Below are 26,029 nucleotides of genomic sequence, written 5' to 3' on the forward strand. Positions count from 1 at the left end.
GGTTCGGCGTCAGGAATGGTCTCACTAAGGTCTCAAGTGAACTCCAGGAGTTCGCTTGAGGGCGAATTTAAGCGTAGGGCGGTCCGCGCTCGGCTCCTTTGATGAAGCGCCGCGGCCCCCCGGGAAAGCGGACGAAATGGCGGACGACGCAGGTCTGATCAACGAGGTTCTCGCCGAGACCTCCTTCCTCTATGGCGGCAACACCGCCTTCGTGGAGGACCTCTATGCGAAATGGGCGGCCGACCCGAACGCGGTCGAGCCCTCCTGGCGGGCCTTCTTCGCCTCCCTGCAGGACCGCGCCGACGAGGTGAAGGCCGCGGCGGTGAAGCCCGGCTGGACCCAGAAGTCCGCGCCCGCCGCCCGTCCCGACTGGCTCTCGGCCATCGACGGCCTGTGGCCGGCGGTGGAGGCCAAGGTCGGCGCAAAGGTGGCCGAGCGCGCCGCCCCGACCACCACCCCCGAGGCCGTCCGCGCCGCGACGCTCGATTCCCTGCGCGCCATCATGATGATCCGCGCCTATCGGATGCGCGGCCATCTGCGGGCCAATCTCGATCCCCTGGGCATCGCCATCCCCGAGGGCGACGCCACCGAGCTGGACCCGGCCTCCTACGGCTTCACCGAGGCCGACTACGACCGTCCGATCTTCCTGGACTTCGTGCTGGGCCTGGAAACGGGCACGGTCCGCGAGATTCTGTCGATCCTGCGCCGCACCTACTGCAACGACATCGGCGTGCAGTACATGCACATCTCCGACCCGGCCCAGAAGGCCTGGCTGCAGGAGCGCATCGAGGGCCGCGATAAAGAAATAAGCTTCACCAAGGAGGGCAAGGTCGCCATCCTCAAGAAGCTGATCGAGGCCGAGGGCTTCGAGAAGTTCCTCCACAAGCGCTTCCCCGGCACCAAGCGCTTCGGCCTGGACGGCGGCGAGGCCATGGTCCCGGCGCTGGAGCAGATCATCAAGCGCGGCGGCGCGCTGGGCGTGAAGGACATCGTCATCGGCATGCCCCACCGGGGCCGCCTGAACGTGCTGGCCGCCGTGATGGCCAAGCCCTACCAGGTCATCTTCCACGAGTTCCAGGGCGGCTCGAGCCTGCCCTCGGACGTGGAGGGCTCCGGCGACGTGAAGTACCACATGGGCGCCTCGTCGGACCGGTCCTTCGACGACAACAACGTCCACCTGTCGCTCACCGCCAACCCGTCGCACCTGGAGATCGTCAACCCAGTGGTGCTGGGCAAGGCCCGCGCCAAGCAGGCTAGCCTGCTGCGCGAGAACCCGGATTCCGGCCGCACCCATATCCTGCCCCTGCTGCTGCACGGGGACGCCGCCTTCGCCGGCCAGGGCGTGATCGCCGAGTGCTTCACCATCTCGGGCGTGAAGGGCTACCGCACCGGCGGCACCATCCACTTCATCGTCAACAACCAGATCGGCTTCACCACCGCCCCGGCCTTCAGCCGCTCGTCCCCCTATCCGTCGGACGTGGCCCTGATGGTGGAGGCCCCGATCTTCCACGTGAACGGGGACGACCCCGAGGCCGTGACCTATGTCGCCAAGGTGGCCACCGAGTTCCGCCAGCAGTTCGGCAAGGACGTGGTCATCGACATGTTCTGCTACCGCCGGTTCGGTCACAACGAGGGTGACGACCCGACGATGACCTCGCCCTTGATGTACGCCAAGATCAAGGACCACCCCTCGACCCGCGAGCTCTATTCCCGCCAGCTGATCGGCGAGGGCGTCATCACCGAGGGCGACGTCGCCGGTTGGATGCAGGAATTCGACGACTTCCTCGACCGGGAGATGGAGTCCGGCAAGACCTACAAGGCCAACAAGGCCGACTGGCTGGACGGCAAGTGGGCGGGCCTGGCCCTGCCCGACGGCGACGACCGCCGCGGCGACACCAGCGTGCCCCTGCAGAAACTGCTGGACCTGGGCAACCGGATGACCGCCATCCCGCAGGGGCTGGACATCCACAAGACCGTCAAGCGCGCCATCGACAACCGCCGCACGGCCATCGAGACCGGCGAGGGCCTGGACTGGGGCACGGGCGAGCACCTGGCCTTCGCCACCCTGCTGGACGACGGTTTCCCGGTCCGCCTGGCCGGCCAGGACAGCGTGCGCGGCACCTTCGTGCAGCGCCACTGCGACCTGATCGACCAGACCACCGAGGCCCACTACCAGCCGCTCTCCAACCTGCGCCCCGGCCAGGCCCACTTCGAGGTCATCGACTCGGCCCTGTCGGAGGAGGCGGTGTTGGGCTTCGAGTACGGCTTCTCCCTGGCCGACCCCAAGACGCTGGTTCTCTGGGAGGCCCAGTTCGGCGACTTCGCCAACGGCGCCCAGGTGGTCATCGACCAGTTCATCTCCTCGGGCGAACGGAAGTGGCTGCGGATGAGCGGGCTGGTCCTGCTGCTGCCCCATGGCTACGAGGGCCAGGGCCCGGAACACTCCTCGGCCCGCCTGGAGCGCTTCCTGCAGCTCTGCGCCGAGGACAACCTCCAGGTCGTCAACTGCTCGACCCCGGCCAACTACTTCCACGTCCTGCGCCGTCAGATGCGCCGGGAGTTCCGCAAGCCCCTGGTGGTGATGACGCCCAAGTCGCTGCTGCGGCACAAGAAGGCGACCTCGCGGCTGGTGGACATGGCCGAGGGCTCGTCCTTCCACCGTGTCCTGCACGACGACGCCGAGCGCGGCGTCAATACCGCCGTCAAGCTGGCGCCCCCCGAGAAGATCCGCCGCGTCGTGCTCTGCTCGGGCAAGGTCTATTACGACCTGCTGGACGCGCGCGAGGAGAAGGGTGTCGACGACGTCTATCTGATGCGCCTGGAGCAGTTCTATCCCTGGCCGGTGAAGTCGCTGTCCACCGAACTGTCGCGCTTCCCCAACGCCGAGCTGGTCTGGTGCCAGGAAGAGCCGAAGAACATGGGCGGCTGGACCTTCGTCGACCCGTGGCTGGAGCTCACCCTCGACCGGCTGAAGATCAAGGCCAAGCGCGCCCGCTATGTCGGCCGCCCGGCCTCGGCCTCCACCGCCGCCGGCCAGATGAGCCGGCACATGAAGGAACTGCAGAACTTCCTCGCCGAAGCCTTCGCCTAAACCGTCCGACCGCAAGAACAGAAAGAACCTTCCCCATGGCCGATATCATGACGCCCGCGCTCGGCGAATCCGTCACCGAAGCGACAGTGGCGCGCTGGGCCAAGAAGCCCGGGGACGCGGTCCGGAAGGATGAGATCCTGGTGGAGCTGGAGACCGACAAGGTCAGCCTCGAGGTCGCCGCCCCCGCCGACGGGGTGCTGGACACCATCAGCGCCGAGGAAGGCGCCACCGTCGTCCCCGGCGCGGTCCTGGGTCACGTGATCGAGGGCGCCGCCGCCGCCAAGCCGGCCGCCGCCCCCCCCAAGGTCGAACCCCCCAAGGCCGCCGCGCCGGCCCCGGCTCCGGCGCCCGCTCCGGCTCCCGCGCCCAAGCCCGCCCCGGCCGTGGCCGCCGCCGCGCCGCTGGCCCCCTCCGCCCAGCGGATCGTGGCCGAGAACAGCCTCGACGCCGCCGCGATCGCCGGAACCGGCAAGGCTGGCCGGGTGACCAAGGGCGACGCGCTCGCCGCCCTGGAGGCCCGCGCCAACACCCCGGCCGCGCCCGCCGCCGCCATCGCGCCGCGCGAGATCCATGAGCGCGAGGAGCGGGTCCGCATGACCCGCCTGCGCCAGACCATCGCGCGCCGGCTGAAGGAGGCCCAGAACGCCGCGGCCATGCTGACGACCTTCAACGAGGTCGACATGACCAACGTCATGGCCCTGCGCACCAAGTACAAGGACGTGTTCGAGAAGACCCACGGGGTGAAGCTCGGCTTCATGAGCTTCTTCGTGGCCGCCGTGGTCGCCGCCCTCAAGCAGGTCCCGGAGGTCAACGCCGAGATCGAGGGCCAGGACATCATCTACAAGAACCACTACGACATCGGCGTCGCTGTCGGCACCGAGCGCGGCCTGGTGGTCCCCGTGGTCCGCGACGCCGACGCGCTCAGCCTGGCCGGCGTGGAAAAGGCCATCGGCGCCCTGGGCAAGAAGGCCCGCGACGGGGCTCTGGCCATGGACGACCTGCAGGGCGGCACCTTCACCATCTCCAACGGCGGGGTCTACGGCTCGCTGATGTCGACCCCGATCCTCAACGCCCCGCAGTCGGGGATCCTGGGGATGCACAAGATCCAGGACCGCCCCATGGCCATCGGCGGCCAGGTGGTGATCCGGCCGATGATGTATCTGGCGCTCAGCTACGATCACCGCGTCGTCGACGGCCAGGGCGCGGTGACCTTCCTGGTCCACGTCAAGGACGCCATCGAGGACCCGGAGCGCCTGCTGCTGGACATCTGAACTTGAAATCGCCGGCGCCGGGACGTATCTACATTTTGTAGATATGGAGGCGGTCGTGGGCGAAGTTCTCAAAGCCAAGCTCTTCACGCACGGCGGTAGTCAGGCTGTTCGGCTGCCGAAGGCCTTCCGGTTCGAGGGAACCGAGGTGCGCATTCGCAGGGACGGCGACAAGGTCATATTGGAGCCGGTGCGGGCGAAACTGTCCGACCTGTGGGCGGAGCTCGACGCTCTCGCCGAGCCTGAACATCCGTTTCCCTATCCGCCGAAGCAGCCGCCGGCGCCGGATCCGGATTTCGAGTGGTGAGACTCAGCCTCGATTCCTCCACCGCGGTGGAGTTGATCCGCGGCGAGCGTGTTCACTTCCGGCAGATCTTGGAGCAGGCTCGAGCCCGCGGCGACCAGATACATGTCTCCGCCGTCGTGCTTCAGGAACTCGCCTTCGGGGCGTTGCGCAGTCCTCGTCCCGAGCATCACTTGCGCCGCCTCGACCTGTTTATCTCCGACTTCCGCGTCGAAGCTTGGACAGTCGATGACGGCATGGTCACCGCCCGTCTGCGCGCGGATCTCGAAGGGGCGGGCAGCCGGATTGGCGCCTACGACACCCTGATCGCCGGCCAGGCGCTCTGTCGGGGCTGGAGCGTGGTCACTTCGAACGTCAGGGAGTTCATCCGGGTCAAAGGCCTGCATGTCGTCGATTGGTCCGATCCAACGGGTCCGATAGAGTTCGGCAAGCCCTCAAGCGCGTGATCGAGTCTCGCCTCACGCGCGAAGCTCCTATATCTGAGCCCCAGGTTTCCAAGCGGATCAGAGGCTCATGGCCCAATACGACGTCGTCATCATCGGGGGCGGTCCCGCCGGCTACAACGGCGCCATTCGCGCGGGCCAGCTGGGCCTCTCGGTGGCCGTGGTGGAGAAGCGCGCGACGCTCGGCGGAATCTGCCTGAACGTCGGCTGCATGCCGTCCAAGGCCCTGCTGCATGCTTCCGAGCTCTTTGAGCTGGCCAGCAAGGACTTCGCCACCCTCGGCATCGAGGTGACCCCCAAGCTCAACCTGCCTCAGATGATGAAGCAGAAGGCCGAGAGCGTGACGGCGCTCACCAAGGGCATTGAGTTCCTGTTCAAGAAGAACAAGGCCGACTGGATCAAGGGCATGGGCCGGATCGCCGGCCCCGGCAAGGTGGAGGTCACCGGCCCCGACGGCTCGGTCACCGTGCTGGAGACCAAGAACATCGTCATCGCCACCGGCTCGGAGCCCTCGGCCCTGCCCGGCGTGGCCGTCGACAACAAGCGCATCGTCGATTCCACCGGCGCGCTCTCCCTGGCCGAGGTCCCCAAGAGCCTGATCGTCATCGGCGCCGGCATCATCGGCCTGGAACTGGGCTCGGTCTGGCGGCGGCTGGGCGCCGAGGTCACGGTGGTGGAGTTCCTCGATCGCATCACGCCGGGCATGGACGCCGAGACCGCCAAGACCTTCCAGCGCTCGCTCACCAAGCAGGGCATGGCCTTCAAGCTCGGCTCCAAGGTCACCGGCGCCAAGGCCGGCAAGTCCAATGTCACCCTCACGCTCGAGCCCGTGGCCGGCGGCGAGGCCGAGACGCTCACCGCCGATTACGTCCTGCTGGCCATCGGGCGGCGGCCCTATACCGACGGCCTGGGCCTGGAGAGCGTGGGGATCGTCCCCGACAAGCGCGGCTTCATCGAGACCGACCACTTCGCCACCTCGGCCCCCGGAGTCTGGGCCATCGGCGACGCCATCCACGGCCCCATGCTGGCCCACAAGGCCGAGGAGGACTCGGTGGCGGTGATCGAGACCATCGCCGGCAAGTACGCCCACGTGGACTACAACCTGGTCCCCAGCGTCGTTTACACCTATCCGGAGGTCGCCTGGGTCGGGAAGACCGAGGAGCAGCTCAAGGAGGCCGGGGTCGCCTACAAGGTGGGCAAGTTCCCCTTCACCGCCAACAGCCGCGCCAAGATCAACCACGAGACCGAGGGCTTCGCCAAGATCCTGGCCGACGCGACCACCGACGAAATCCTCGGCGTCCACATCATCGGCCCCCAGGCCGGCGAGATGATCGGCGAGTACTGCGTGGCCATGGCCTTCCGCGCCGCCAGCGAGGACGTGGCCCGCACCGTCCACCCCCACCCCACCCGCTCCGAGGCCGGCCGCCAGGCCGCCATGGGCGTCGAGGGCTGGACCATGCAGGCCTGATGGACATCCGCCGGGTCCGCCCGGAGGAGCTGCCCATCGCGGCGGCCATCTACCAGAAGGTCCTGCGCGAGACCTTCACCTGGCTGCCCGCCGCCCGCCACAACGCCCAGGTCTTCCTGCGCGACGCCGCCGAGGAGGAGGTCTATGTGGCCGTCCTCGACCACCGCATCGAGGGCGTCGCGGCCCTCCACGTCCGCGACAGCTTCCTGCACTCCCTCTATATCGCGCGGCGCGGCGCCGGGATCGGCAAGGCCCTGCTGGACCACGCCGCGAGCCAGGCGCCCGGCCCGCTGTCCCTGAAGTGCCAGACCGCCAACACCCGCGCCCAGGCCTTCTACCGCCGCGAGGGCTTCGGGATCACCGACCACGGCGACGACGGCGTCCCCTGGGTGCGGATGGCGCGGTATTGAGCTGGGGTCGGGCCCCGATCATCCCTTGATGCGCCCGCAAAAATCGGCCCCTTGGAGGGCGAAAGCGTCCGGGGAAGGAAACCGATGGAACTCGTGCTCATCCGCCATGGCCTGCCAGTGCGCAGCGCCGAAAGCTCCGATCCGCCCCTGCACGACGAGGGCCACGACCAGGCCCGCAAGGTGGCCGACTGGCTGGCGGGCGAGCGCTTCGACGCGGTCTATTCCAGCCCCATGCTGCGCGCCATCGAGACCGCCGCCCCCCTGCTGGCGGCCAGCGGCCATGAGCTGCGCCATCATGAGGGCATCGCCGAGTTCGACCGCGATAGCGGCGCCTATGTCCCCATGGAGGAGCTGAAGCGCGAGGACTACGCGGCCTGGAAGGCCATGGCCGAGGGCGACCACGGGGTCGATATCGGGCAGTTCCAGCAGGCGGTGGTCGCCGCCCTGGAGGAGATCATCGAGGCCCATCCCGGCCAGCGGGTGGCGGTCTTCTGCCACGGCGGGGTGATCAATGTCTGGACCGCCCATGTGCTTTCCATGGCCCCGCGGCTGTTCTTCGAGCCCCGCTACACCAGCCTCCACCGCTACATGTGCGCCCGCAGCGGCCAGCGGAACATCCTCAGCCTCAACGAGACTGCGCACTTGCGCTGACGCCTAGGCGTGCGGATGGGCCGAGTTGTAGGCGCTCAGCAACGCCGCGGCGTCCACGTCGGTATAGCGCTGGGTCGTCGAGAGCGAGGCGTGGCCCAGCAGTTCCTGGATGGAGCGCAGGTCGGCGCCCGCCCCCAGCAGGTGGGTGGCGAAGGAGTGGCGCAGGGCATGGGGCGTGGCGCTGGCGGGCAGGCCCAGGCGGCGTCGCAGCCCCTGCACCGTGGCCTGCACATGCCGCGGGCTCAGCGCCCCGCCGCGCTTGGCGCGGAACAGCAGATCGCCGGGGCCGAGCGCGAAGGGAACGCAGGCCACATAGGCCGCGATGGCCTCGGCCACCGCCGGGAGCACGGGCACGATCCGGGTCTTGGAGCCCTTGCCGACGATCCGGAGCGAGTCCCCCAACGGCGCGTCGGACCGCTTCAGCGACAGGCCCTCGGAGATCCGCAGGCCGCAGCCATAGAGCAGGGTCAGCACCGCCTCGTCGCGGGCGACCTCCCAGTCCTCGCGGTCGGGGTCCATCGAGGGTTCGGCGATCATCCCCCGCGCCTGGTCCTCGGTGACCGGGCGCGGGGCCGAGGGTTTCACCCGCGGCCCGCGCACCAGGGCCAGGTGGGGGTTGGGGGTGTCGTGGCGGCGGTCGAGATAGCGGTGGAAGGTGCGGATCGCCGACAGCGACTGCGACAGAGACCGGGGCGACAGCGGATGGTCGCCCGACCGCAGGTGCGCCAGCCAGGCGCGGATCTCGCCGGCGGTCAGCTCACCGCAGGCCTTGAGCGTCAGGGTCTCGCCCCGATGGCCCTCTTGAAACGTGATGTAGCGGCCGGCCGCGAAGCCATAGGCCTCCACCGTGCGCGGCGAGGCGCGGCGTTCCTGGGCGAGGTGGACCAGCCATTGGGCCAGGACCTCGCGCGCGGGGGTCACAGGACCGGCCATCGCTCCGCCGTGCGTTCGACGACCCGGGCCAGGAAGGCCACCAGCTCGGCGCCCATGTCCTGGGTGAAGCCGTGCTCATCGGCCGAGCCAAAAGCCAGCAGGCCGGTGCGGGCCGGCTCCCAGATGGCCATGCGCACCATGGCCATGGACTTGATCTCCGGCGCCCGCTCGCCGAACAGGCCCAGAGCCGTGGGCTGGAAACCCATCAGGGCCACCCGCTGGTGGCCGATCACCAGGTCGATCTGCCCCTCCGCCATCACCCGCCAGCCGGCGGGCGTGCGGTCGGGCCCCTCCAGGGCCACCACCCCGGCGGCCAGGCCGAAGCGCAGCTGGGCCAGCTCGTCCACCCGGCGGGCCAGGTCGGCGTGGTTGCGGGCGTCCAGCAGGTCCACCACGGCGCCGTGGGTCTGGGCCTGGGCGGCGAAATTGGCGCGCGCCGTGGCCTCCATGTGCTTGCGGGCCTTGGACTCCTTCTTGTGCGCCTCATGCACGCGGGCCAGGGCCGCGGGGCCGAAGTCCACCACATTGGCGGCGTCGGGCTTAAGGCCCAGCTCCGCCATCAGGGCGGTGTCGGTCAACAGGAAGTCGCGGTTGTCGGAGAGGAAGCGGCGCACCTCGTCGCGGCCCAGCGTCTGATCCTTCAGCCCGACCCCGAGATCCATGCGTCCGCCCCTGTGGTTCTACAAGATGGACTGACCCGTTTTGGCCCAGTCGCTCATGAACTGTTCAAGACCCTTCTCGGTTAACGGGTGCTTGAAGAGGTCCAAGAAAACCCCGGGTGGAATGGTCGCACAGTCGGCGCCGGCCAGGGCCGCGGCGGTCACATGGGCCGGGTTGCGGATCGAGGCGGCCAGGATCTCGGTGTCGAACTCGTAGTTGTCGTAGATCGCCCGGATCTCGGCGATCAGCTCCATGCCGTTGGCGCCGTGATCGTCCAGCCGGCCCACGAAGGGCGAGATGTAGGTGGCGCCGGCCTTGGCGGCCAGCAGGGCCTGGGCCGCCGAGAAGCACAGGGTCACATTGGTGGAGATGCCCTGGACCGCGAACTCGGCCGTGGCGATCAGCCCCTCGCGGGTCAGCGGCACCTTGACCACGATATTGGTGGCGATGGCGGCCAGCTTGGCGCCCTCGGCCAGCATGCCGGCCACGTCGGTGGCGGCGACCTCGGCGCTCACCGGGCCCTCGACGAGATCGCAAATCTCGGCGATGACCTCCAGCATGGGCCGGCCGGACTTGGCGATCAGGGTGGGATTGGTGGTGACGCCGTCCACCAGGCCCGTACCGGCCAGGTCCTTCAGGACCGCGGTGTCCGTGGTGTCGAGAAAGAGCTGCATGAAGGGCCTCTGCGCGGGAATGAACGGGGCTTCCTTAGCCGTTGTGCTCCGGCGCGGCCAGCCTATGTGCGGGGCGTGATGATCCACGACCAGCCCCTTTCGCGTCCTTCTCCCCTTGTGGGAGAAGGTGGCCCTGCGGAGCAGGGTCGGATGAGGGGTCGAAAGACCTGTCCCGCAAACCCACTCCGTCATCCCGGCCGCAGCGAAGCGGAGAGCCGGGACCCAGGGGCGGCGGGCTGGGCCCCTGGGTCCCGGATCGGCCTGTCGGCCGTCCGGGATGACGGCGGAAAGAGTAAGGCGCACGGAGCGCGACTCCTCATCCGACCGGTCTCCGACCGGCCACCTTCTCCCACAAGGGGAGAAGGGCCGCCAAACATGACCTGGCGCGCATGACCCGCCGCATCGCCTCCATCCTGCTGCCCATGCCCCTGCCCGAGGCCTTCGACTACGAGGAGCCGGAGGGCATGGACCTGGCCGTTGGCGACCAGGTGGCCGCGCCGCTTGGCCCCCGCCTGCTGCGCGGCGTGGTCACCGCCCTGCGCGACGGGACCGGCGGCAACCGGCCGCTGAAGGCGGTCGACGCCAGGCTCGACGATCCGCCCCTGCCGCAACGCGCCCTGGAGTTCATCCAGTGGGCCGCCCGCTATTCGGTGGACTCCCCCGGCGCGCCGCTGGCCATCACCCTGCGCGGCGCCCGGGCCCAGAAGGCCAAGCCGGAAAGGGTCATCGAGGCCACCGGCGCCCAGCCCGCCCGCGCCACCCCGGCCCGGACCCGGGTGCTGGAGACCGTCGCGACCCAACAGCTCTCGCCGCCGGATCTCGCCCGCGCCGCCCAAGTCTCCTCGGGCGTCATCAAGGGCCTGGTGGACGAGGGCGTCCTGGCCGTCCGCCTGGTGGAGGCGCAGGTCGCCTTTGATCCCCCGGACTTGACCCTCGCCGGCCAGCCGCTCAATCCCAGCCAGGACGCGGCGGCCAGGATGCTGGTGGCGATGCTGGGGGAGGGGGGCTTCAATGTCGCCCTGCTGGACGGGGTCACCGGCTCGGGTAAGACCGAGGTCTATCTGGAGGCCGTGGCCGCCGCCCTGGCCGCCGACCCCGCCGCCCAGGTGCTGATCCTGCTGCCGGAGATCGCGCTCACCCAGGCGGTGATAGCCCGGGTCGCCGCCCGCTTCGGCGCCGCGCCGGCCGAATGGCACTCCGACATCACCCCGCCGGCCCGCCGCCGGGTCTGGGAGGCGGTGGCCACGAACCAGTGCCGCATCGTCATCGGCGCCCGCTCGGCCCTGTTCCTGCCCTTCGCCAAGCTCTCCCTGATCGTCGTCGATGAGGAGCACGACGCCTCCTACAAGCAGGAGGAGGGCTTCATCTACCAGGCCCGGGATCTCGCCGTGGCCCGCGGCAAGATCGAGGACGCCGCCGTCATCCTGGCCTCGGCCACCCCGTCGCTGGAATCCCTGCGCAACGCCGAGCTGGGCCGCTATCGCTGGCTGCGGCTGTCCTCGCGCCACGGGACCGCCGTCCTGCCCGACATCACCCTGATCGACATGCGCGAGACCCCGCCGGAGACCGGCCGCTGGCTCTCGCCGCCGCTCATCAAGGCCATGGGGGAGACCTGGGCGCGCGGCGAGCAGACCCTGCTGTTCCTCAACCGCCGCGGCTACGCTCCCCTGGTGCTCTGCAAGGCCTGCGGCGAGCGGATGACCTCCCCCGACACCGATTCCTGGCTGGTGGAGCACCGCTATTCCGGCCGACTGGTCTGCCACCTCACCGGCTTTTCCATGCCCAAGCCGGCGGCCTGCCCCCACTGCGGCGCCAAGGACAGCCTGGTCTCCATCGGGCCCGGCGTGGAGCGGGTGGAGGAGGAGGCCAAGGCCCTGTTCCCCGACGCCCGGGTCAGCGTCTTCTCCTCCGACACGGCCTGGGACGCCCGCGAGGCCAAGCGGCTGATCGGGGCCATGGAGGACGGCCAGATCGACATCCTGGTGGCCACCCAGGCCGCCGCCAAGGGCCACAACTTCCCGGGCCTCACCCTGGTCGGCGTGGTGGACGCCGACCTCGGCCTGCGCGGCGGGGATCTCAGGGCCGCCGAGCGCACCTACCAGCTGCTGGCCCAGGCGACGGGCCGCGCCGGCCGCAAGGACCGCCCCGGCCGCGCCATGCTGCAGACCTACGCCCCGGAGCACCCGGTCATGCAGGCGCTCAAGGCCCAGGACCGCGACGCCTTCACCACCGCCGAGCTGGAGGAACGCGAGATCGCCGGCCTGCCCCCCTACGGCCGCCTGGGCGCCATCATCGTCTCGGGCCCCGATCCGGCCCAGCTCGAGGCCTTCGTGGAAAAGATGGCCCAGGTGGCCCCCAACGCCGAGGGCGTCGCCGTCTACGGCCCCGCCGACGCCCCGCTCGGCCTGATCCGCGGCCGCCGCCGCAAACGCTTCCTCATCCGCGCCGACCGCACGGTGGACCTGTCGGCCTACCTCGCCGCCTGGCGCGCGAGGTTCCGGCCCCCCGGCATGATCCGCGTGGCCATCGACGTGGACCCGTATAGCTTCCTGTAGGCGGCCCACCTCCTCAGCGGCGCGCCGACTTGTGAAGCAGTTGACCGCCTTTCCGCCGCACGGACATTGTGATGCCGGCGGGGGGAAACGCGCATGTTCAAGAAGCTGTTCGGCAAAGGCCAGCCACCGGCTGACGAGGACGCGTTCGCCGTCATTCGCAGAGACTACGCCCGACTTCTGATCCAACCCTCGGGCCGGGAGTTGGAGCTGGCGCTCGATTCCTGGACCTGGCTAAGGCCGCCGAAGGGACAACCCCTGTTGGTTTCGGCCTTTGGTGACATGTTCTTCCGAGGTGCCAACGGCATCCTCATGCTCGATACTCTCGAAGGCGACCTACGACCTGTCGCCGCCGACGGGTTTGAGCTGCGAGCGCGGTTGGCGGAACCGGAGCAGCAGGATGAGCTTCTAAGCTCGGTGTGGGTTCAAGCAGCCGAGCGACAGGGCCTGGTCCTGGAGTCTGGCGAGTGTTTCGATTGGTCCGTGCCTCCCGCATTGGGAGGCCGTATCGCGGTAGACGCGATCACTAAGCTGAGTTTCGTCGTGAAGGCCGACCTGGCGGGGCAAATGCATGAGCAGATCAAAGCCCTGCCGCCTGGGACAAAGATCAATCGCGTGACGATCAGCGACTAGCGTCGCCGATCTATGATCCTCCCCCAGCGCGCAGCGCGATGTGGGGGAGGTGGCGCGGACCGGAGGACCGTGCCGGAGGGGGAGCAACGTAGTTGACCCATACCGACCCAAAACAAGAGTCAAAGTCCCCCTCAGGCGCTTCGCGCCAGCTCCCCCAGCGGGGGAGCATCTTCGACCCTCAAGCCTCCCCCGCCTCCATCGCGACCTCATCCCCCGGCCGCGCCGCATGGACCGCCGCCATGGGGCGCTCCCGCAGGGTCGCCACCGGGATGAACAGCATCAGCACGAAGCCGGCGATCAGCGAGCACAGGGCGAAGATCATCCCGTGGACGATGGCTACCGAGAAGCTGGTGCGGATGGTCCGCTCCAGGGCCACTTCCTTGGGGTCGGCGGCCCGCGCCGCGGCGCGCTCCGGATGCAGGTTGCGCTCCATGGCCATCTTCTGCAGGTCCGAGAGCTCCAGGCGCCGCACCACGGCGCCGGGCTCGGAGGGCGAATGCTTGGCCAGTTCGCTGGCCAGGCCCGAGGTCAGCAGGGCGCCGAACAAAGCAACCCCCATGGTCGAGCCGATCTGGCGGACGAACTGGCCTGAGCTGGTGGCGACCCCGATCTGGTGGAGGGGCACGGCGTTCTGCACCGCCAACCCGAACAGGCTCTGGCCGGGGCCAAGCCCGACGCCCACGATCAGCAACCGCCAGGCCAGGTCCCAGGTCGAGGTGTCGGGCCCGATGAAGCACATCAGGAAGACGCCGAGGATCAGCACCACCCCGCCGCCGATCATGAAGGGCTTGTACTGGCCGGTCTTGGTGACCAGCTGGCCGTTGATGGTGGAGGAGGCGATCATGCCCCCCATCAGGGCCAGCATGGTCAGGCCGCTGGTGGTGGCGGGAATCCCCTGGCCCACCTGCATGTAGAGCGGCAGGAAGCTGGTGACCCCCATGAAGGCCATGGAATAGACGAAGGCCGCGCCGTTGGCGGTGGTGAAGGTGGGGTTCTTGAACAGCTCCAGCGGGATGATCGGGTCGCGCACCTGCTTCTCCACGAAGACGAAGGCGGTGAGCGCGGCGAGCGCGAAGACCAGCATGCCGACGATCAGGGGCGAGGCCCAGGGATACTCCCGCCCGCCCCAGGTGATGGCCAGCAGCAGGGGCACGAAGCCGGCGATGATCAGGCCGGCCCCGCCCCAGTCGATGCGCCCGGTTCCCCGGATCGGCAGGGTTGGCATCTTCACCAGGATCATGGCCACGGCGGCCAGGGCGAAGGGGATGTTGCAGTAGAAGACCCAGCGCCAGCCGGCGATGACGTGGCCAAACAGGGTCACCGTGCCGTGGTCGGTGAAGAAGCCGCCCACCACGGGGCCGAACACGCTGGCGATCCCGAACACAGAGCCGAACAGGCCTGAGAACTTCGCTCGTTCGCGCGGCGCGAACAGGTCGGCGATGATGGCGAAGGCGGTGGTGAACAGGGCGCCGCCCCCCAGGCCCTGGATGGCCCGGAAGATGATCAGCTGGGTCATGCCGCCCCCCAGCAGGGGCAGGTCCCCGAACTCGCCGGCCAGCCCCGCCAGCCAGGAGCCGGCCAGGAAGATGCCGATGCCGATCAGCAGGATCGGCTTCCTGCCATAGAGGTCTCCCAGCTTGCCCCAGATGGGCACCATGACCGTGGAGGCCAGCAGGTAGGCGGTGGTGGCCCAGGCGTAGAGGTGGAGGCCCGAGAGCTCGGCGATGATCCTGGGCATGGCCGTGCCGACGATGGTCTGGCTCATGGCCGACAGCAGGAACACGATCATCACGGAGATGAGCGTCAGCCGGCGCTCGTCGTCGCTATAGACGTGGGGCTCGTTCAATTGCCGTTTCCCGGCGGCGAAATGGGCCGCCCCTAATGATCTAATCTTATGGTCGCAGCGTCCGGGGGCGGAGGAAAATGCCGCCGCCCCCTTACCCGATGTTACGGAACGCTATCAGACTTTTCCACCGGCGCGGCCTGCGCCTTGCGCTGCTGGGCCCGGCGCGAGGCCATGTTCAGCCCCTCGACGAGGCCCGAGAAGGCCATGGCGGCGTAGATGTAGCCCTTGGGCACGTGCACCCCGAAGCCGTCGGCGATCAGGGTGGCGCCGATCATCAGCAGGAAGCCGAGCGCCAGCATCACCACGCTGGGATTGGCGTTGATGAAGTTGGCCAGGGGGTTGGCCGCCACCAGCATCAGGGCCACGGCCACGATCACCGCGATGACCATGATCGGCAGGTCGTCGGTCATCCCCACCGCCGTCAGGATCGAGTCGACGGAGAAGACGATGTCCAGCAGCAGGATCTGGATGATGGCCGCGCCGAAGTTGATGGCGATCGGCGCCTTCTTGTCGAGGACGTCGTGGCTGGGGGTCGGATCCATGGTGTGGTGGATCTCGTTGGTGGCCTTCCAGACCAGGAACAGGCCGCCGGCGATCAGGATCAGGTCGCGCCAGGAGAAGGCCAGCTCGAACATCGCATGCCCGTCCTCGCCGATCGGCCCCTTCCAGGGCAGTTCGAACACCGGGGCGGTAAGGCCCACGATGAAGGCGATGGTCGACAGCAGGACCAGCCGCATGATCAGGGCCAGGCCGATGCCAAGGCGTCGGGCCTTGGCCTGCTGCTCAGGGGGCAGCTTGTTGGACAGGATGGAGATGAAGACCAGGTTGTCGATGCCCAGCACCACCTCCATGACGATGAGGGTGATCAAGGCGGCCCAGGCGGCCGGGTCGGCGGCCAGGGTCATAAGGCTCTGCATGGGGGTCCTCTATGGGTTTCCAGCACTTTCTAGCCTATCCCGCGCCAGCAGCTACTGCGAATGGTTCTCAAAGTCGCCTGAGTCGCGCCGAGTCGCCGCGAAGGGCGCCCCTAGGGCGCCGCTTTTCAGGGCGCCGCGCCGCCGATGCCCGAAATGTGACCTGCCGCGTGGGCCGGCCTCTCTTCTTGCGCCTCGTCCCCCGTACCGGCGCCGAGGTCTTGGCGGGCCGCCCGTTCGTCTGTTTCGGATTGTTTCACGCGCCAGGGCGTCAGGTATCGGCGTGACGATATAAGGTATCCATGAATGACGCCGTCATGGCTCGCCAGCTTAACAACAGGAATTTCGCGCTATCCGCGTGGTTAGTTTCCTTGGCGTTAAGGGTTTGATTTGAAATTTTCTGAGATCAACTTGCCCCTGGGGCCCGAGACGACCCTGTGAAGCTGTGGATGGATCGGTGGGCGACTCGGCGACCTTCCGACGCATACGCCGAAAAGCTCTTTGCTTTCGCGCCGAGGGTGAGTATCCCTAGGCTCAGTTCGCGTGGGGAGTTCCTCTTAACATGCTTAAACGGACCAGAACCGTTCTCGGTTCCCTGGCCGCTGCGGCGGTTATGACGCTCGCGCCCATCTCGGGCGCCGTGGCCGACACCTACTGGCAGTGCGTGCCCTTCGCGCGCCTGGTTTCCGGCGTCCAGATTTTCGGCGACGCCTGGACCTGGTGGAAGCAGGCGGCCGGCAAGTATGAGACCGGCTTCTCCCCCAAATCCGGCGCGGTGCTCTGCTTCAAGCCCAACGGCAAGATGCAGCTGGGCCACGTGGCCGTGGTCAGCCAGGTGCTGACCGACCGCGTCATCCAGATCACCCACGCCAACTGGTCGCGCATCGGCGGGACCCGCGGCCAGGTCGAGAAGGACGTCACCGTCATCGACGTCTCCCCGGCCGGCGACTGGTCCCAGGTCAAGGTCTGGTACGATCCGGTCCGCGACCTCGGCTCCACCACCTATCCGACCTACGGCTTCATCTACCAGGACTCCAACGCCCAGCGCATGGCCAGCTCCGGCTTCAACGCCGCCGGCAACACCGCCATCGCCATGGCCCAGGGCGCCGCCAGCCAGATGGCCTCGGCCGTCCGTCCCGGCGCCGGTCCCTTCTCCATGCTGAGCCAGGCCGCCGACTCCACCGACAAGATCGCCGCCCTGATCATGGCCGCGACCTCGCAAGGCTCCTCCGAAGCCAAGTAGGCCCATGCTGACCCTGATCCGCCGCGGCGCTTCGGCCTCCACCCCCGAGACGCCGGGACCGGGCTGGGTCCTGCCCCCCGACACCCTCTGGATCGACCTGCTCAACCCCACCCGCGAGGAGGAGTTGGTCGTGGAGCGCGCGCTCTCCGTCGACCTGCCGACGCGGGCGGAGATGGCCCAGATCGAGCCGTCCTCGCGCCTCTACCAGGAGGACAAGGCCACCTTCCTCACCGCCACCCTGCTGTCCCACAGCCAGGACGACCATCCGGCCGGCACGCCGGTGACCTTCGTCCTGGCCCGCGGGGTCCTGGTCACCCTGCGCTACGCCCCGCTGAAGGCCTTCACGGTCTTCGCCGCCCGCGCCGCCGACAACCGCGACCTCGCCAGCGGCGCCGAGGCCCTGCTGGAGCTGCTGGACGCGGTGGTGGAGCGCCTGGCCCACGTGCTGGAGGCCTGCTCGGCCGCCGTGCAGGAGAGCTCCAACGCCATTTTCGACCGCCCCCGCGGCGGCGCCTTCGAGCCCTTGCTGACCGGCCTGGCCCGCACCCAATCGGTGGCCTCGATGGCCCGGGCCAGCCTGGTGAGCCTCGGCCGCCTGGCCAGCTTCGCGGCCCTGGCGCCGGAGATCGTCGCCGCCCCGGCCTGCCAGGCCCACCTGGTCTCCCTGCAGCACGACATCGGCTCGCTCACCGAGCACTCCGGGTCGCTCTCCTCCCACATCGCCTTCCTGCTGGACGCGGCGCTCGGCCTGATCAACATCGAGCAGAACGGCATCATCAAGTTCTTCTCGGTGGTCTCGGTGGTGCTGATGCCGCCGACCCTGGTGGCCTCGATCTACGGCATGAACTTCCACCACATCCCCGAGCTCTCCTGGCTGCTGGGCTATCCCTGGGCGCTCGGCCTGATGCTGCTGTCGGGCATCGGGCCCTTCCTGTGGTTCAAGAAGAAGCGCTGGTTCTGACGCTTCGGGAGCCGGTCCCGACCCCGCGAAAAATGCGGGTTCCGGACAGGAATCGGCCTGTGTGGCGCATTGTCGCAACGGTTCCTTAAGCGCGCTCGGCGAACCTGATTTCTTCCACGAGTTCCCGCCCGCCATGTCCGCTCCGGCCCTTCTCCTTCGTCCGCTCGACTCCGATGGCCTGCGCCTGGCGCTGGACAAGCATCGGCGCTTCCTTGAGGGGCGCAGCGGCGGCCGCCGGGCCAATCTCGCCTATGTCGACCTCACCAACCGCCCCCTGGACGGGGTGGACCTGCGCGACGCCGACCTTACCGGGGCGCGCCTGAACGGGGCCTCCCTGGCCGGCGCGAAGCTGGGCGGCGCGGTGCTGTTCGGCGCCGACCTGCGCGACACCGACCTGCGCAACGCCGACCTCAGCAAGGCCGACCTGCGCGGCGCCTGCCTGCGCGGCGCCAATCTCGCCCATGCCGACCTCTCGGGCTGCGATCTGCGCGAGGGCCGCATCGCCCTGCAGGACAAGGCCGAGGGCTTCCGCATCCTCAATCACGAGGACCGCCCGGGCGAGCTCTCCTTCGCCGTGCTCTCCGGCGCCAACCTGGCCGGCGCCCATATGGCCGGCCTCTCGGCCATGGCCGCCGACTTCACCGACGCCGACCTCTCCGGGGCGACGCTCGGGGGCGCCCGGCTGGCGAAGGCGGTGCTGGACGGGGCCAACCTCACCGGGGCCGATCTCGCCGGCGCCGACCTGTCGGGGGCCTCGCTCAAGCGCGCCATCATGGTCCGCTGCGACGTCTCGATGTCCAACATCACGGGCGCCGACCTCACCGGCGTGCTCCGGGCCCCGGCCGTGGCGGTCTATATCGACGACCAGCCCCTGGAGAAGATCCTCGCCGCCCACGAGGCCTTCTGCGAGTCCGCCGGCAAGGGCGGCCAGGCCGCCCGGTTGCCGGAGACCGACTTCCGCTCCGCCGGCGTCCTGAAGGGGCGCAGGCTCAGCGGCCTCTCGGCCCCCGGCTCGATCTTCTTCGGCATGAACCTGCAGGGGATCCAGCTCCAGGGCGCCGACCTTTCCGGCTGCGACCTGCGCGGCGCCAACCTGCGTCAGGCCGATCTGCGCGGCTGCCGCCTGGCCGACGCCCTGCTCACCCGCGCCGACCTGCGCGGGGCCAAGATGGGGCCGCTCACCATCGACGACGGCCGCATGGTCCGCACCGACCTCTCCCGCGCCATCCTGCGCGGGGCCGACCTCACCGGCGCCTCTGCCCCCCGCGCCCGCTTCCTCGACGCCGACCTCTCCGGCGCCCAGCTGTCGGGCGCCAATCTCAAGGGCGCCGAGCTGGAGGCTTAAAAAGCCCGCGGACTTGCGCCCTACATCCCGTGCTTCAGCGGCTGCAGGTCCTGGAAGTTCGGCTCGCGCTTCTCGGCCTTGGCCTTGAAGGCCTCGCCCATGTGGGCGCCGGAGAACATGCCCGTCTGCCAGACGGCGATATAGTCCAGGCCGTCGGCGATGGTGTGGTCGCGGGCGTAGTTGATCATCACCTTCGAGCCGGTCACCGCCAGGGGCGCCTTGGACGCGATCTCGCGGGCCGTCACCAGGGCGTGGTCGATACAGGCCTCGTGGGTCGGGAACACCTCGTTGACCCAGCCGATCTCCTTGGCCTTCTGGGCGGGCATCCGGCGGCCGGTATAGGCCATCTCGCGCACCCAGCCCTCGGGGATCAGCTTGCAGAGCCGGGGGAAGGTGCCGACATCGGCGGTCATGCCGATATTGATCTCCTGGATACAGAAGAAGGCGTCCTCGGTCGCGTAGCGGATGTCGCAGGCGCTGGTCATGTCCACCGCCCCGCCGATGCAGCCCCCCTGGATGGCGGCGATCACCGGGATCCGCGCGTCGTCCAGGCAGCCGAAGCAGTCCTGCAGCCACAGGATATGGTGCCGCTGCTGCTCGGCGTTGATGTGCCGGTCCTGGTTCTGGTTGGCCGAGGTCGAGCCCCCGCCGCCGAACACCGCCAGGTCCATGCCGGCGGAGAAGTGCTTGCCCGTGGAGCTGATGACGATGCAGCGGGCCCGCGCATTGTGGTCGATGTCCTTCACGATCGTCGGCAGCTCGTTCCAGAACTCCCGGATCATCGAGTTCATCGCCTCGGGCCGCTTGAGCTGGATGTGGGCGACGCCCGCCTCGATGGTGACGGCAAAGCAGGTGAAGTCGGTCTTGGTGACGTCGGTCATGGCGTTTCCTCTCGTTGGAAACATCATCCTCCCGTGACGCGGGGAAAGGCAAACATCCGCTCATCCCGGCGAAGGCCGGGACTCAGGTCATAGATCACGACCTCGGGTCAGTATTCGAGATGCGGGATGTATCTGGGTCCCGGCCTTCGCCGGGATGAGCGGGGTGGCCTCACCCGTAACGCATCTTCCCCAGCGCCGCGGCCACGTCCCTCAGCAGGTCCCCGCCCTTGAGCCCCGCCTTCCACGTCTCATAGGCCATGACGTTCTCGATCCGGCCGTCGACGAAGGCCATGGCGCCCTCCTTGCCGGAGGCCAGCCGGATCGCCAGGGCCGAGGCCAGGATCCCCGACAGGATGGCGCGCTTGGAATAGTGATTCTCGTCGGTGGCGGTGTCGCCGGCCCAGCGCCACAATGCGTCGGCGCTCTCCCACAACAGCCGCAGGGCCAGCGGGATGTTCAGCGGCAGGGCCAGCCAGCCGGCCCAGCGGCGCACGGCGCCCTCGTCGGCGGCCGCGGCGTCGAGCCGGGCCTCGACGCCTGCCCGGATGCGCGCGCGGATCTTCAGGCTCGCCGGATCGGTCCCCGCCAGCCGCGCCAGCGCCTGGGCGTCATGGCGCCGCGACAGCAGGGCCGCCAGGTCGGCCGGACCGTGCGGGAGCAGCAGTTCGGTCTCCGGCCCGGTCAGGCCACAGGCCTTGCCGGCGGCCCGCGCCATGGGCCAGGTCCAGCCCTGGGCGGGCGCGAGCTTGAGGGCCGCGTCCAGAATCTGTTGTTCGGTGGCCTCAGCCCAGTCGTTTTCGTGCGCCATGGCCCACAATAACCCGCCGGGGGGCCCCTGTCCGCCGTGGACATCACCCTCTGTCTCTGGTATTTCGCCGCCCTCATCCCGGAGGCGTCTCGCGTCTGGGTGCAAGGCTATTGTCCGTTCGCCGCCGCCTGACCCCAGGACTGGCCGAGCGGGAACGGGTAACAGGAGAGATAACTCTGGTTCAGATTTTCGTCCGCGACAACAACGTCGATCAGGCCCTGAAGGCGCTGAAGAAGAAGATGCAGCGCGAGGGCTCGTTCCGCGAAATGAAGCGGCACGTGCATTATGAGAAGCCCAGCGAGAAGCGCGCCCGCCAGAAGGCCGAGGCCGTTCGCCGCGCCCGCAAGCTGGCCCGCAAGCGCGCCCAGCGCGAAGGCCTGATCCCGGCCCCGAAGAAGGCCCCCGGCGCTCGGTAGAGCGTGCTGGAGCGCGATAGCCGAAAGTGGATGCCGGTTTCGGCGACCATCGCGCGACCAACAGGGAATCTTCCGAGCTTAAGTATTTGAAAGGCCGTGCGGATCACCGCGCGGCCTTTTGCTTTTGCGCAAAATCCCGGGCTCACCCTGCGAACTTCCGCCGCGTGGCGCCGTGCTTGCTGGTGAAACCGCGTCCGGCCTCCTATCTTGAGGTCTGACGGACAAATTCCGGAACGGTCTGGACCAAAATGAACCTGCGCAATCTCGCCATCTGGGGCGTCATCGTCGTCGTCCTCATCGGCCTCTACAGCATGATGACCGGCGGCGGCGGCCACGCGGCCGGATCGGGCCAGATCACCTACAGCCAGCTCCTGTCCAAGGTGGCCTCGGGCGAGGTCAAGCAGGCCACCATCCGCGGCGCCAGCGTCGACATCAAGGATGCGACGGGCAAGACCTTCTCGGCGGTCACCCCCAACAACCAGGACGACCTGGTCAAGCGGCTGGAAGGCCAGGGCGCGGACATCGAGGTCAAGCCGATGGGCGGCGGCCTGCTGGGCGTGCTGTTGAACAGCCTGCCGATCCTGCTGCTGGTGGGGGTCTGGATCTTCTTCATGCGCCAGATGCAGGGCGGCGCCCGCGGGGCCATGGGCTTTGGCAAGTCCAAGGCCAAGATGCTCACCGAGAACAAGAACCGCATCACCTTCGATGACGTGGCGGGCGTCGACGAGGCCAAGGAAGAGCTCACCGAGATCGTCGAGTTCCTCAAGGACCCGCAGAAGTACCAGCGCCTGGGCGGCAAGATCCCCAAGGGCGCCCTGATGGTCGGCCCCCCCGGCACCGGCAAGACCCTGCTCGGCCGCGCCGTGGCCGGCGAGGCCGGCGTGCCCTTCTTCTATATTTCCGGCTCCGACTTCGTGGAGATGTTCGTCGGCGTCGGCGCCAGCCGCGTGCGCGATATGTTCGAACAGGCCAAGAAGAACAGCCCCTGCATCATCTTCATCGACGAGATCGACGCCGTCGGCCGCCATCGCGGCGCCGGTCTCGGCGGCGGCAATGACGAACGCGAGCAGACCCTCAACCAGCTGCTGGTGGAGATGGACGGCTTCGACCCGTCGGAAGCCATCATCGTCATCGCGTCGACCAACCGTCCCGACGTCCTGGACCCGGCCCTGCTGCGTCCGGGCCGCTTCGACCGCCAGGTGGTGGTCCCCAACCCCGATGTCGGCGGTCGCGAGCGCATCCTGCGCGTCCACATGAAGAACGTGCCGCTGGCCGCCGACGTCGACGTCAAGACCATCGCCCGCGGCACGCCCGGCTTCTCCGGCGCCGACCTGGCCAACCTGGTCAACGAGGCCGCCCTGATGGCCGCGCGCAAGAACCGCCGCATGGTCCTGCAGCGCGACTTCGAGGACGCCAAGGACAAGGTCATGATGGGCGCCGAGCGCAAGTCCATGGCCATGACCGAGGAGGAAAAGCGCCTGACGGCCTATCACGAGGGCGGCCACGCCCTGCTGGCCCTGTCGGTGCCGGCCACCGATCCGGTCCACAAGGCCACCATCATCCCCCGCGGCCGCGCGCTCGGCATGGTCATGCAGCTGCCCGAGCGCGACCAGCTCTCCATGTCCTATGAGCAGATGACCTCGCGCCTGGTGATCCTGATGGGCGGCCGGATGGCCGAGGAGATCATCTTCGGCAAGGAGAAGATCACGTCGGGCGCCTCGTCGGACATCGACCAGGCCACCCGCCTGGCCCGCGCCATGGTCACCAAGTGGGGCTTCTCCGACAAGCTGGGCGTCGTCTCCTACGGCGAGAACCAGGACGAGGTCTTCCTCGGCCACTCGGTCTCCCGCACCCAGAGCGTCTCGGAAAAGACCGCCAACCTCATCGATGAGGAGGTCAAGAAGCTGGTCCAGACCGCCTTCGACGAGGCCCGCCGCATCCTGACCACCAAGCTGGAAGACCTGCACACCCTGGCCAAGGCCCTGCTGGAATACGAGACCCTGTCCGGCGACGAGATCATCGCCGTCCTCAAGGGCGTCGCCCCCAACCGCGACGACAGCGATAGCAAGCGCCCCATGGGCCCCGCCGTCTCCGTCCCCCTCTCCCCGCGGACCGACCCCGAACCGGCGTAAACCCCCACCTCCGTCATCCTAGGCCTTGTGCCTAGGACCCCTGTCTCGGCGGGCCTTGAGATGCCGGATGAGGCGGAAGGGCGGCGGCTTCACGTTGGTCGTCTGAGTCGCGGAAATTGGGGACAGGAGCACTATTCTCCAGACCAAATTGGATCAGGCTGCCGTGGGCCACCACGGCCAGGCTGGACGACTAGCGGGGCGCAGGATCATCGCCGTGATAGTCCGCAATCGGGATATCGATTGAGCGGCCCGACACTCGGTCGGTAATTGTCATGGAGTAGTTGTAGCCATCGGGTTGCACGAAACGCGGTAGCAGCTTGCTCATGAGATCAGCGCCGTATGCTGGCGTTAGAAAGAGCAACTTACCCTCGACTGAACTCTGCGGCTCGATAGTAAACGGAGAGCGGAAAATCTCGGGGCTGTGTAGGCCCGCGGCTCTCAAGCGTTCTTGAATGTCGGCGCCATAAAGCCTGCCGCCTGGCGCGATATCAGAAGCCTTCAGCTTGAAATCTGCGGAATCGGGTCCGGCGAGGTGGAGTTCTATTTCCAGTATCAGACGGTCAGTCTTGGACAGGTTGGTCAGCAGTACAGGTCCGTACTGCATGGCCCATGCATCCCGATCGCGGTCATCACTTAGCCCGGCCCACCCCGCCCACGAACTTTTTTGCCGGAAGGCAATATCCAGCGGGAGGCTGGGAGGTTGAGCCTCCAGGCGCGGTGCTACTGGCTTCGCGCCGGGCTTTTCGGATGAGTGGGCGAGGCGGGCGGACCAGATAAACGCCGCTAGCCAAATCAGTACGACGCAAGCCAGCGCCACCCAGAACCATGGGCTTTCCATAACTGCCACGGACCGTGTGAACTTGTCGGCGGTCCAAGCCTTCGCGCCCTCCCAAATCTGTGATGCGGCAAGCGCGATTGTGATGACGGCGCCGGCGAGGGCGAACAGGGCGGGGCCCATCCACTTGAGAAACTCGTGAGTGATTTGCGCCCAACGCATCCGCGCACCCTGCACGGACTCAGCCGGGTACGGCAACGCTCCCGCGTGATAGCCCGTCTCTCAATTGGACGGGGAGGGCCTGGATGCGTTGGGGGGCTCCTCCCCCTACCCGTTCCGGGCCCTGGTGTCCGCGCCGCGGAACCAAACAACATCCTCACCGCGCTCTGCAACAAAGTCCCAGAAATCAACAGCGGCGCGCCCTAGCCGGTCGAGGTCAGCAGTGATGATCTTGAGGTGGAAATCGAGGAGTTCTGGATCAGTTTCCACGAAATAGGCCATGGACCCAGGAGGATCATCGGCGAAGAACTGGGGGAACTCCTGGAACAGTCGCGCGACCGATTTACCCGCCCCATGTCGCAGCGCGTTGCCCAGCAAGACTAAGCAGTCGAGGTCGCGTGCGCCGGGCAGGTCCGCGAAGTCGAACCCCCGCACGCTTGCGAAACGGCGCTTGAGCGAGTCCCAGGGCTCCGCACGTATGGCCCTGTTCCCCTGTTCGCCGTCCGCGTGAAAGGCGCAGTCGTATAGCCATGAGCGGAACGCCTTCTCGAAGGTTGAGCCCAACGCGATGACAAGGCTTTCGCGCATAGTGGCGAGCACCGTTTGAGGCACATGGAATTGTTCCGGATCGAAAGTGATCTGCGCGCTGTCAATCGGCGGCAGCGCCGCTTCCAACGCGGGAAGAACAATCTCGTTGATGGACCGCACGAGGTCCCGAGCATCGAGGCCGTTCCGGAGGGCCGCGTAGTCTCCCTCCATTGGCGTCCACTGGCCCATTGTCACCCTCCGCTCATCGCACAGTGTGCCTGATCGGGGGAGCCCTGGCAGCGGGAACTACGGGGACGGGAGCACCATTCCCCAGGCGGCAGGAGCTCCGGTCGGCTTTCCGGCCCGGTCGAGGGCTTCTAAGGCCGTCCCGGGCGCGATCGCGCGGCGGACTTTGGGGCGGCCGCTCCATTCGGGGGAATGATGCTCCTGTCCCCGAATAGACCTCCGCCCCGATCCAGGTCGCACGACGCTGCTGCGCGCCCCGTTCGTGAGGTTCGTGTGGTTCGTGGTTCAACTTTTAGGACCGTGCCGTCGCTGGCGCCTATCGGACGGTCCACGAACCACACGAACAAGGCTGCCGAATCTCGACGGGGCCCCCCAAACCGCGCTTCGCGCTGGGGGAGGATCTGAAGGGCCCCCTCAGACCGGCGACTTCTCCAGCACCTTCACGGTCTGCTGCATGATCCGGCGGCCCCAGCTGGAGAGGTCGTCACGGGCCAGCTTGGCGCGGGCCGCCTCCAGGGCGCTCTCGCCATGGCGGCGCCGAAGCATCTGAGCTTCCTCGAGCGCCTCCTGGTTGAGTCGCTGCCAACGTCTGTAAAGGCGCACCGGGTTAACGATCATGGCGACCCCC

Annotated in this window: 24 protein-coding genes; 14 read left to right on the forward strand and 10 right to left on the reverse strand. The window is 68.2% G+C overall.

Features of this window, described 5'->3' with window-relative positions:
- Positions 1–136 precede the first annotated feature (136 nt).
- From Q7T09_RS04135 to Q7T09_RS04165, 7 genes are all read left to right on the forward strand, one after another.
- A complete protein-coding gene (locus Q7T09_RS04135) occupies positions 137–3,091 on the forward strand; it encodes a 2-oxoglutarate dehydrogenase E1 component (protein ID WP_304697877.1) in 2,955 nt (984 codons plus the stop codon).
- Positions 3,092–3,126: 35 nt separating this feature from the next.
- A complete protein-coding gene (odhB, locus tag Q7T09_RS04140) occupies positions 3,127–4,362 on the forward strand; it encodes a 2-oxoglutarate dehydrogenase complex dihydrolipoyllysine-residue succinyltransferase (RefSeq protein ID WP_304697878.1) in 1,236 nt (411 codons plus the stop codon).
- A 55-nt stretch (positions 4,363–4,417) separates the two neighbouring features.
- On the forward strand, positions 4,418–4,666 hold the full coding sequence (locus Q7T09_RS04145; protein WP_304697880.1) for an antitoxin: 249 nt from the start codon (positions 4,418–4,420) through the stop codon (positions 4,664–4,666).
- Positions 4,663–5,109, forward strand: coding sequence for a PIN domain-containing protein (locus tag Q7T09_RS04150; protein WP_304697881.1), 447 nt, complete (start codon positions 4,663–4,665; stop codon positions 5,107–5,109). Before Q7T09_RS04145 ends, Q7T09_RS04150 begins: the two co-directional genes overlap by 4 nt.
- A 67-nt stretch (positions 5,110–5,176) precedes the next feature.
- Entirely contained in the window at positions 5,177–6,574 is a 1,398-nt protein-coding gene (gene lpdA, locus Q7T09_RS04155) for a dihydrolipoyl dehydrogenase (RefSeq protein WP_304697883.1), read from the forward strand.
- Positions 6,574–6,984 carry a GNAT family N-acetyltransferase gene (locus tag Q7T09_RS04160; protein ID WP_304697885.1) on the forward strand — a complete coding sequence of 137 codons (411 nt, stop codon included), beginning with the start codon at positions 6,574–6,576 and terminating at the stop codon, positions 6,982–6,984. The genes lpdA and Q7T09_RS04160 overlap by 1 nt, the downstream gene beginning before the upstream one ends.
- Before the next feature lie 84 nt (positions 6,985–7,068).
- The gene (locus Q7T09_RS04165; RefSeq protein ID WP_304697886.1) at positions 7,069–7,635 is read left to right on the forward strand and encodes a histidine phosphatase family protein; all 567 of its coding nucleotides are present in this window, start codon (positions 7,069–7,071) and stop codon (positions 7,633–7,635) included.
- Between the two features lie 3 nt (positions 7,636–7,638).
- Here Q7T09_RS04165 and Q7T09_RS04170 read toward each other — a convergent pair whose 3' ends face one another.
- Genes Q7T09_RS04170 through fsa form a run of 3 tightly spaced genes read right to left on the reverse strand, consistent with a single transcriptional unit; the run spans position 7,639 to position 9,902 of the window.
- The gene (locus tag Q7T09_RS04170; RefSeq protein ID WP_304697888.1) at positions 7,639–8,568 is read right to left on the reverse strand and encodes a tyrosine recombinase XerC; all 930 of its coding nucleotides are present in this window, start codon (positions 8,566–8,568) and stop codon (positions 7,639–7,641) included.
- The gene (locus Q7T09_RS04175; protein ID WP_304697890.1) at positions 8,553–9,230 is read right to left on the reverse strand and encodes a DUF484 family protein; all 678 of its coding nucleotides are present in this window, start codon (positions 9,228–9,230) and stop codon (positions 8,553–8,555) included. Before Q7T09_RS04175 ends, Q7T09_RS04170 begins: the two co-directional genes overlap by 16 nt.
- 18 nt (positions 9,231–9,248) lie before the next feature.
- The gene (gene fsa, locus Q7T09_RS04180) at positions 9,249–9,902 is read right to left on the reverse strand and encodes a fructose-6-phosphate aldolase (protein ID WP_304697892.1); all 654 of its coding nucleotides are present in this window, start codon (positions 9,900–9,902) and stop codon (positions 9,249–9,251) included.
- A gap of 389 nt (positions 9,903–10,291) precedes the next feature.
- Between fsa and Q7T09_RS04185 the strand changes: the two genes are divergently transcribed.
- Positions 10,292–12,457 (forward strand): primosomal protein N', encoded by a 2,166-nt coding sequence (locus Q7T09_RS04185; RefSeq protein ID WP_304697893.1) that lies wholly within the window; start codon positions 10,292–10,294, stop codon positions 12,455–12,457.
- 93 nt (positions 12,458–12,550) lie between these two features.
- Positions 12,551–13,087, forward strand: a complete 537-nt coding sequence (locus Q7T09_RS04190) for a T6SS immunity protein Tdi1 domain-containing protein (protein ID WP_304697894.1) — start codon at positions 12,551–12,553, stop codon at positions 13,085–13,087.
- Between the two features lie 178 nt (positions 13,088–13,265).
- Here the strand turns inward: Q7T09_RS04190 and Q7T09_RS04195 are convergent, their stop codons facing one another.
- On the reverse strand, positions 13,266–14,933 hold the full coding sequence (locus Q7T09_RS04195; protein ID WP_304697895.1) for an MDR family MFS transporter: 1,668 nt from the start codon (positions 14,931–14,933) through the stop codon (positions 13,266–13,268).
- 101 nt (positions 14,934–15,034) lie between these two features.
- The gene (locus Q7T09_RS04200; protein WP_304697896.1) at positions 15,035–15,850 is read right to left on the reverse strand and encodes a TerC family protein; all 816 of its coding nucleotides are present in this window, start codon (positions 15,848–15,850) and stop codon (positions 15,035–15,037) included.
- Between the two features lie 559 nt (positions 15,851–16,409).
- Between Q7T09_RS04200 and Q7T09_RS04205 the strand changes: the two genes are divergently transcribed.
- The 3 genes from Q7T09_RS04205 to Q7T09_RS04215 all read left to right on the forward strand — a co-directional run bounded on the left by Q7T09_RS04205 (position 16,410) and on the right by Q7T09_RS04215 (position 19,396).
- Positions 16,410–17,090 (forward strand): CHAP domain-containing protein, encoded by a 681-nt coding sequence (locus Q7T09_RS04205; RefSeq protein ID WP_304697897.1) that lies wholly within the window; start codon positions 16,410–16,412, stop codon positions 17,088–17,090.
- Between the two features lie 4 nt (positions 17,091–17,094).
- On the forward strand, positions 17,095–18,051 hold the full coding sequence (locus tag Q7T09_RS04210; protein WP_304697900.1) for a magnesium transporter CorA family protein: 957 nt from the start codon (positions 17,095–17,097) through the stop codon (positions 18,049–18,051).
- Positions 18,052–18,184: 133 nt separating this feature from the next.
- Positions 18,185–19,396: a pentapeptide repeat-containing protein gene (locus tag Q7T09_RS04215; RefSeq protein WP_304697901.1), complete on the forward strand. Its 1,212-nt coding sequence runs from the start codon at positions 18,185–18,187 to the stop codon at positions 19,394–19,396.
- Positions 19,397–19,416: 20 nt separating this feature from the next.
- Here Q7T09_RS04215 and Q7T09_RS04220 read toward each other — a convergent pair whose 3' ends face one another.
- Together Q7T09_RS04220 and Q7T09_RS04225 are read right to left on the reverse strand one after the other, a co-directional pair.
- Positions 19,417–20,277, reverse strand: coding sequence for a crotonase/enoyl-CoA hydratase family protein (locus tag Q7T09_RS04220; RefSeq protein ID WP_304697902.1), 861 nt, complete (start codon positions 20,275–20,277; stop codon positions 19,417–19,419).
- 169 nt (positions 20,278–20,446) lie between these two features.
- The gene (locus Q7T09_RS04225) at positions 20,447–21,085 is read right to left on the reverse strand and encodes a COQ9 family protein (protein WP_304697903.1); all 639 of its coding nucleotides are present in this window, start codon (positions 21,083–21,085) and stop codon (positions 20,447–20,449) included.
- A 176-nt stretch (positions 21,086–21,261) separates the two neighbouring features.
- Between Q7T09_RS04225 and rpsU the strand changes: the two genes are divergently transcribed.
- Together rpsU and ftsH are read left to right on the forward strand one after the other, a co-directional pair.
- Positions 21,262–21,501 carry a 30S ribosomal protein S21 gene (gene rpsU / locus Q7T09_RS04230; RefSeq protein WP_215342650.1) on the forward strand — a complete coding sequence of 80 codons (240 nt, stop codon included), beginning with the start codon at positions 21,262–21,264 and terminating at the stop codon, positions 21,499–21,501.
- Between the two features lie 248 nt (positions 21,502–21,749).
- Positions 21,750–23,633 carry an ATP-dependent zinc metalloprotease FtsH gene (gene ftsH / locus Q7T09_RS04235; protein WP_304697904.1) on the forward strand — a complete coding sequence of 628 codons (1,884 nt, stop codon included), beginning with the start codon at positions 21,750–21,752 and terminating at the stop codon, positions 23,631–23,633.
- 190 nt (positions 23,634–23,823) lie between these two features.
- On the opposite strand, the gene Q7T09_RS04240 is transcribed toward ftsH, so the two are convergent.
- The 3 genes from Q7T09_RS04240 to Q7T09_RS04250 form a co-directional block, all read right to left on the reverse strand.
- Complete coding sequence (locus Q7T09_RS04240) at positions 23,824–24,630, reverse strand: hypothetical protein (RefSeq protein WP_304697905.1); 807 nt, start codon at positions 24,628–24,630, stop codon at positions 23,824–23,826.
- A 105-nt stretch (positions 24,631–24,735) separates the two neighbouring features.
- Positions 24,736–25,404 carry a hypothetical protein gene (locus Q7T09_RS04245; RefSeq protein WP_304697906.1) on the reverse strand — a complete coding sequence of 223 codons (669 nt, stop codon included), beginning with the start codon at positions 25,402–25,404 and terminating at the stop codon, positions 24,736–24,738.
- A 411-nt stretch (positions 25,405–25,815) separates the two neighbouring features.
- A partial coding sequence (locus Q7T09_RS04250; protein ID WP_304697907.1) for a hypothetical protein occupies positions 25,816–26,029 on the reverse strand: 214 nt, incomplete at its 5' end.

Origin of the sequence: Phenylobacterium sp. (assembly GCF_030645195.1) — a bacterium.
Taxonomy (GTDB): domain Bacteria; phylum Pseudomonadota; class Alphaproteobacteria; order Caulobacterales; family Caulobacteraceae; genus Phenylobacterium.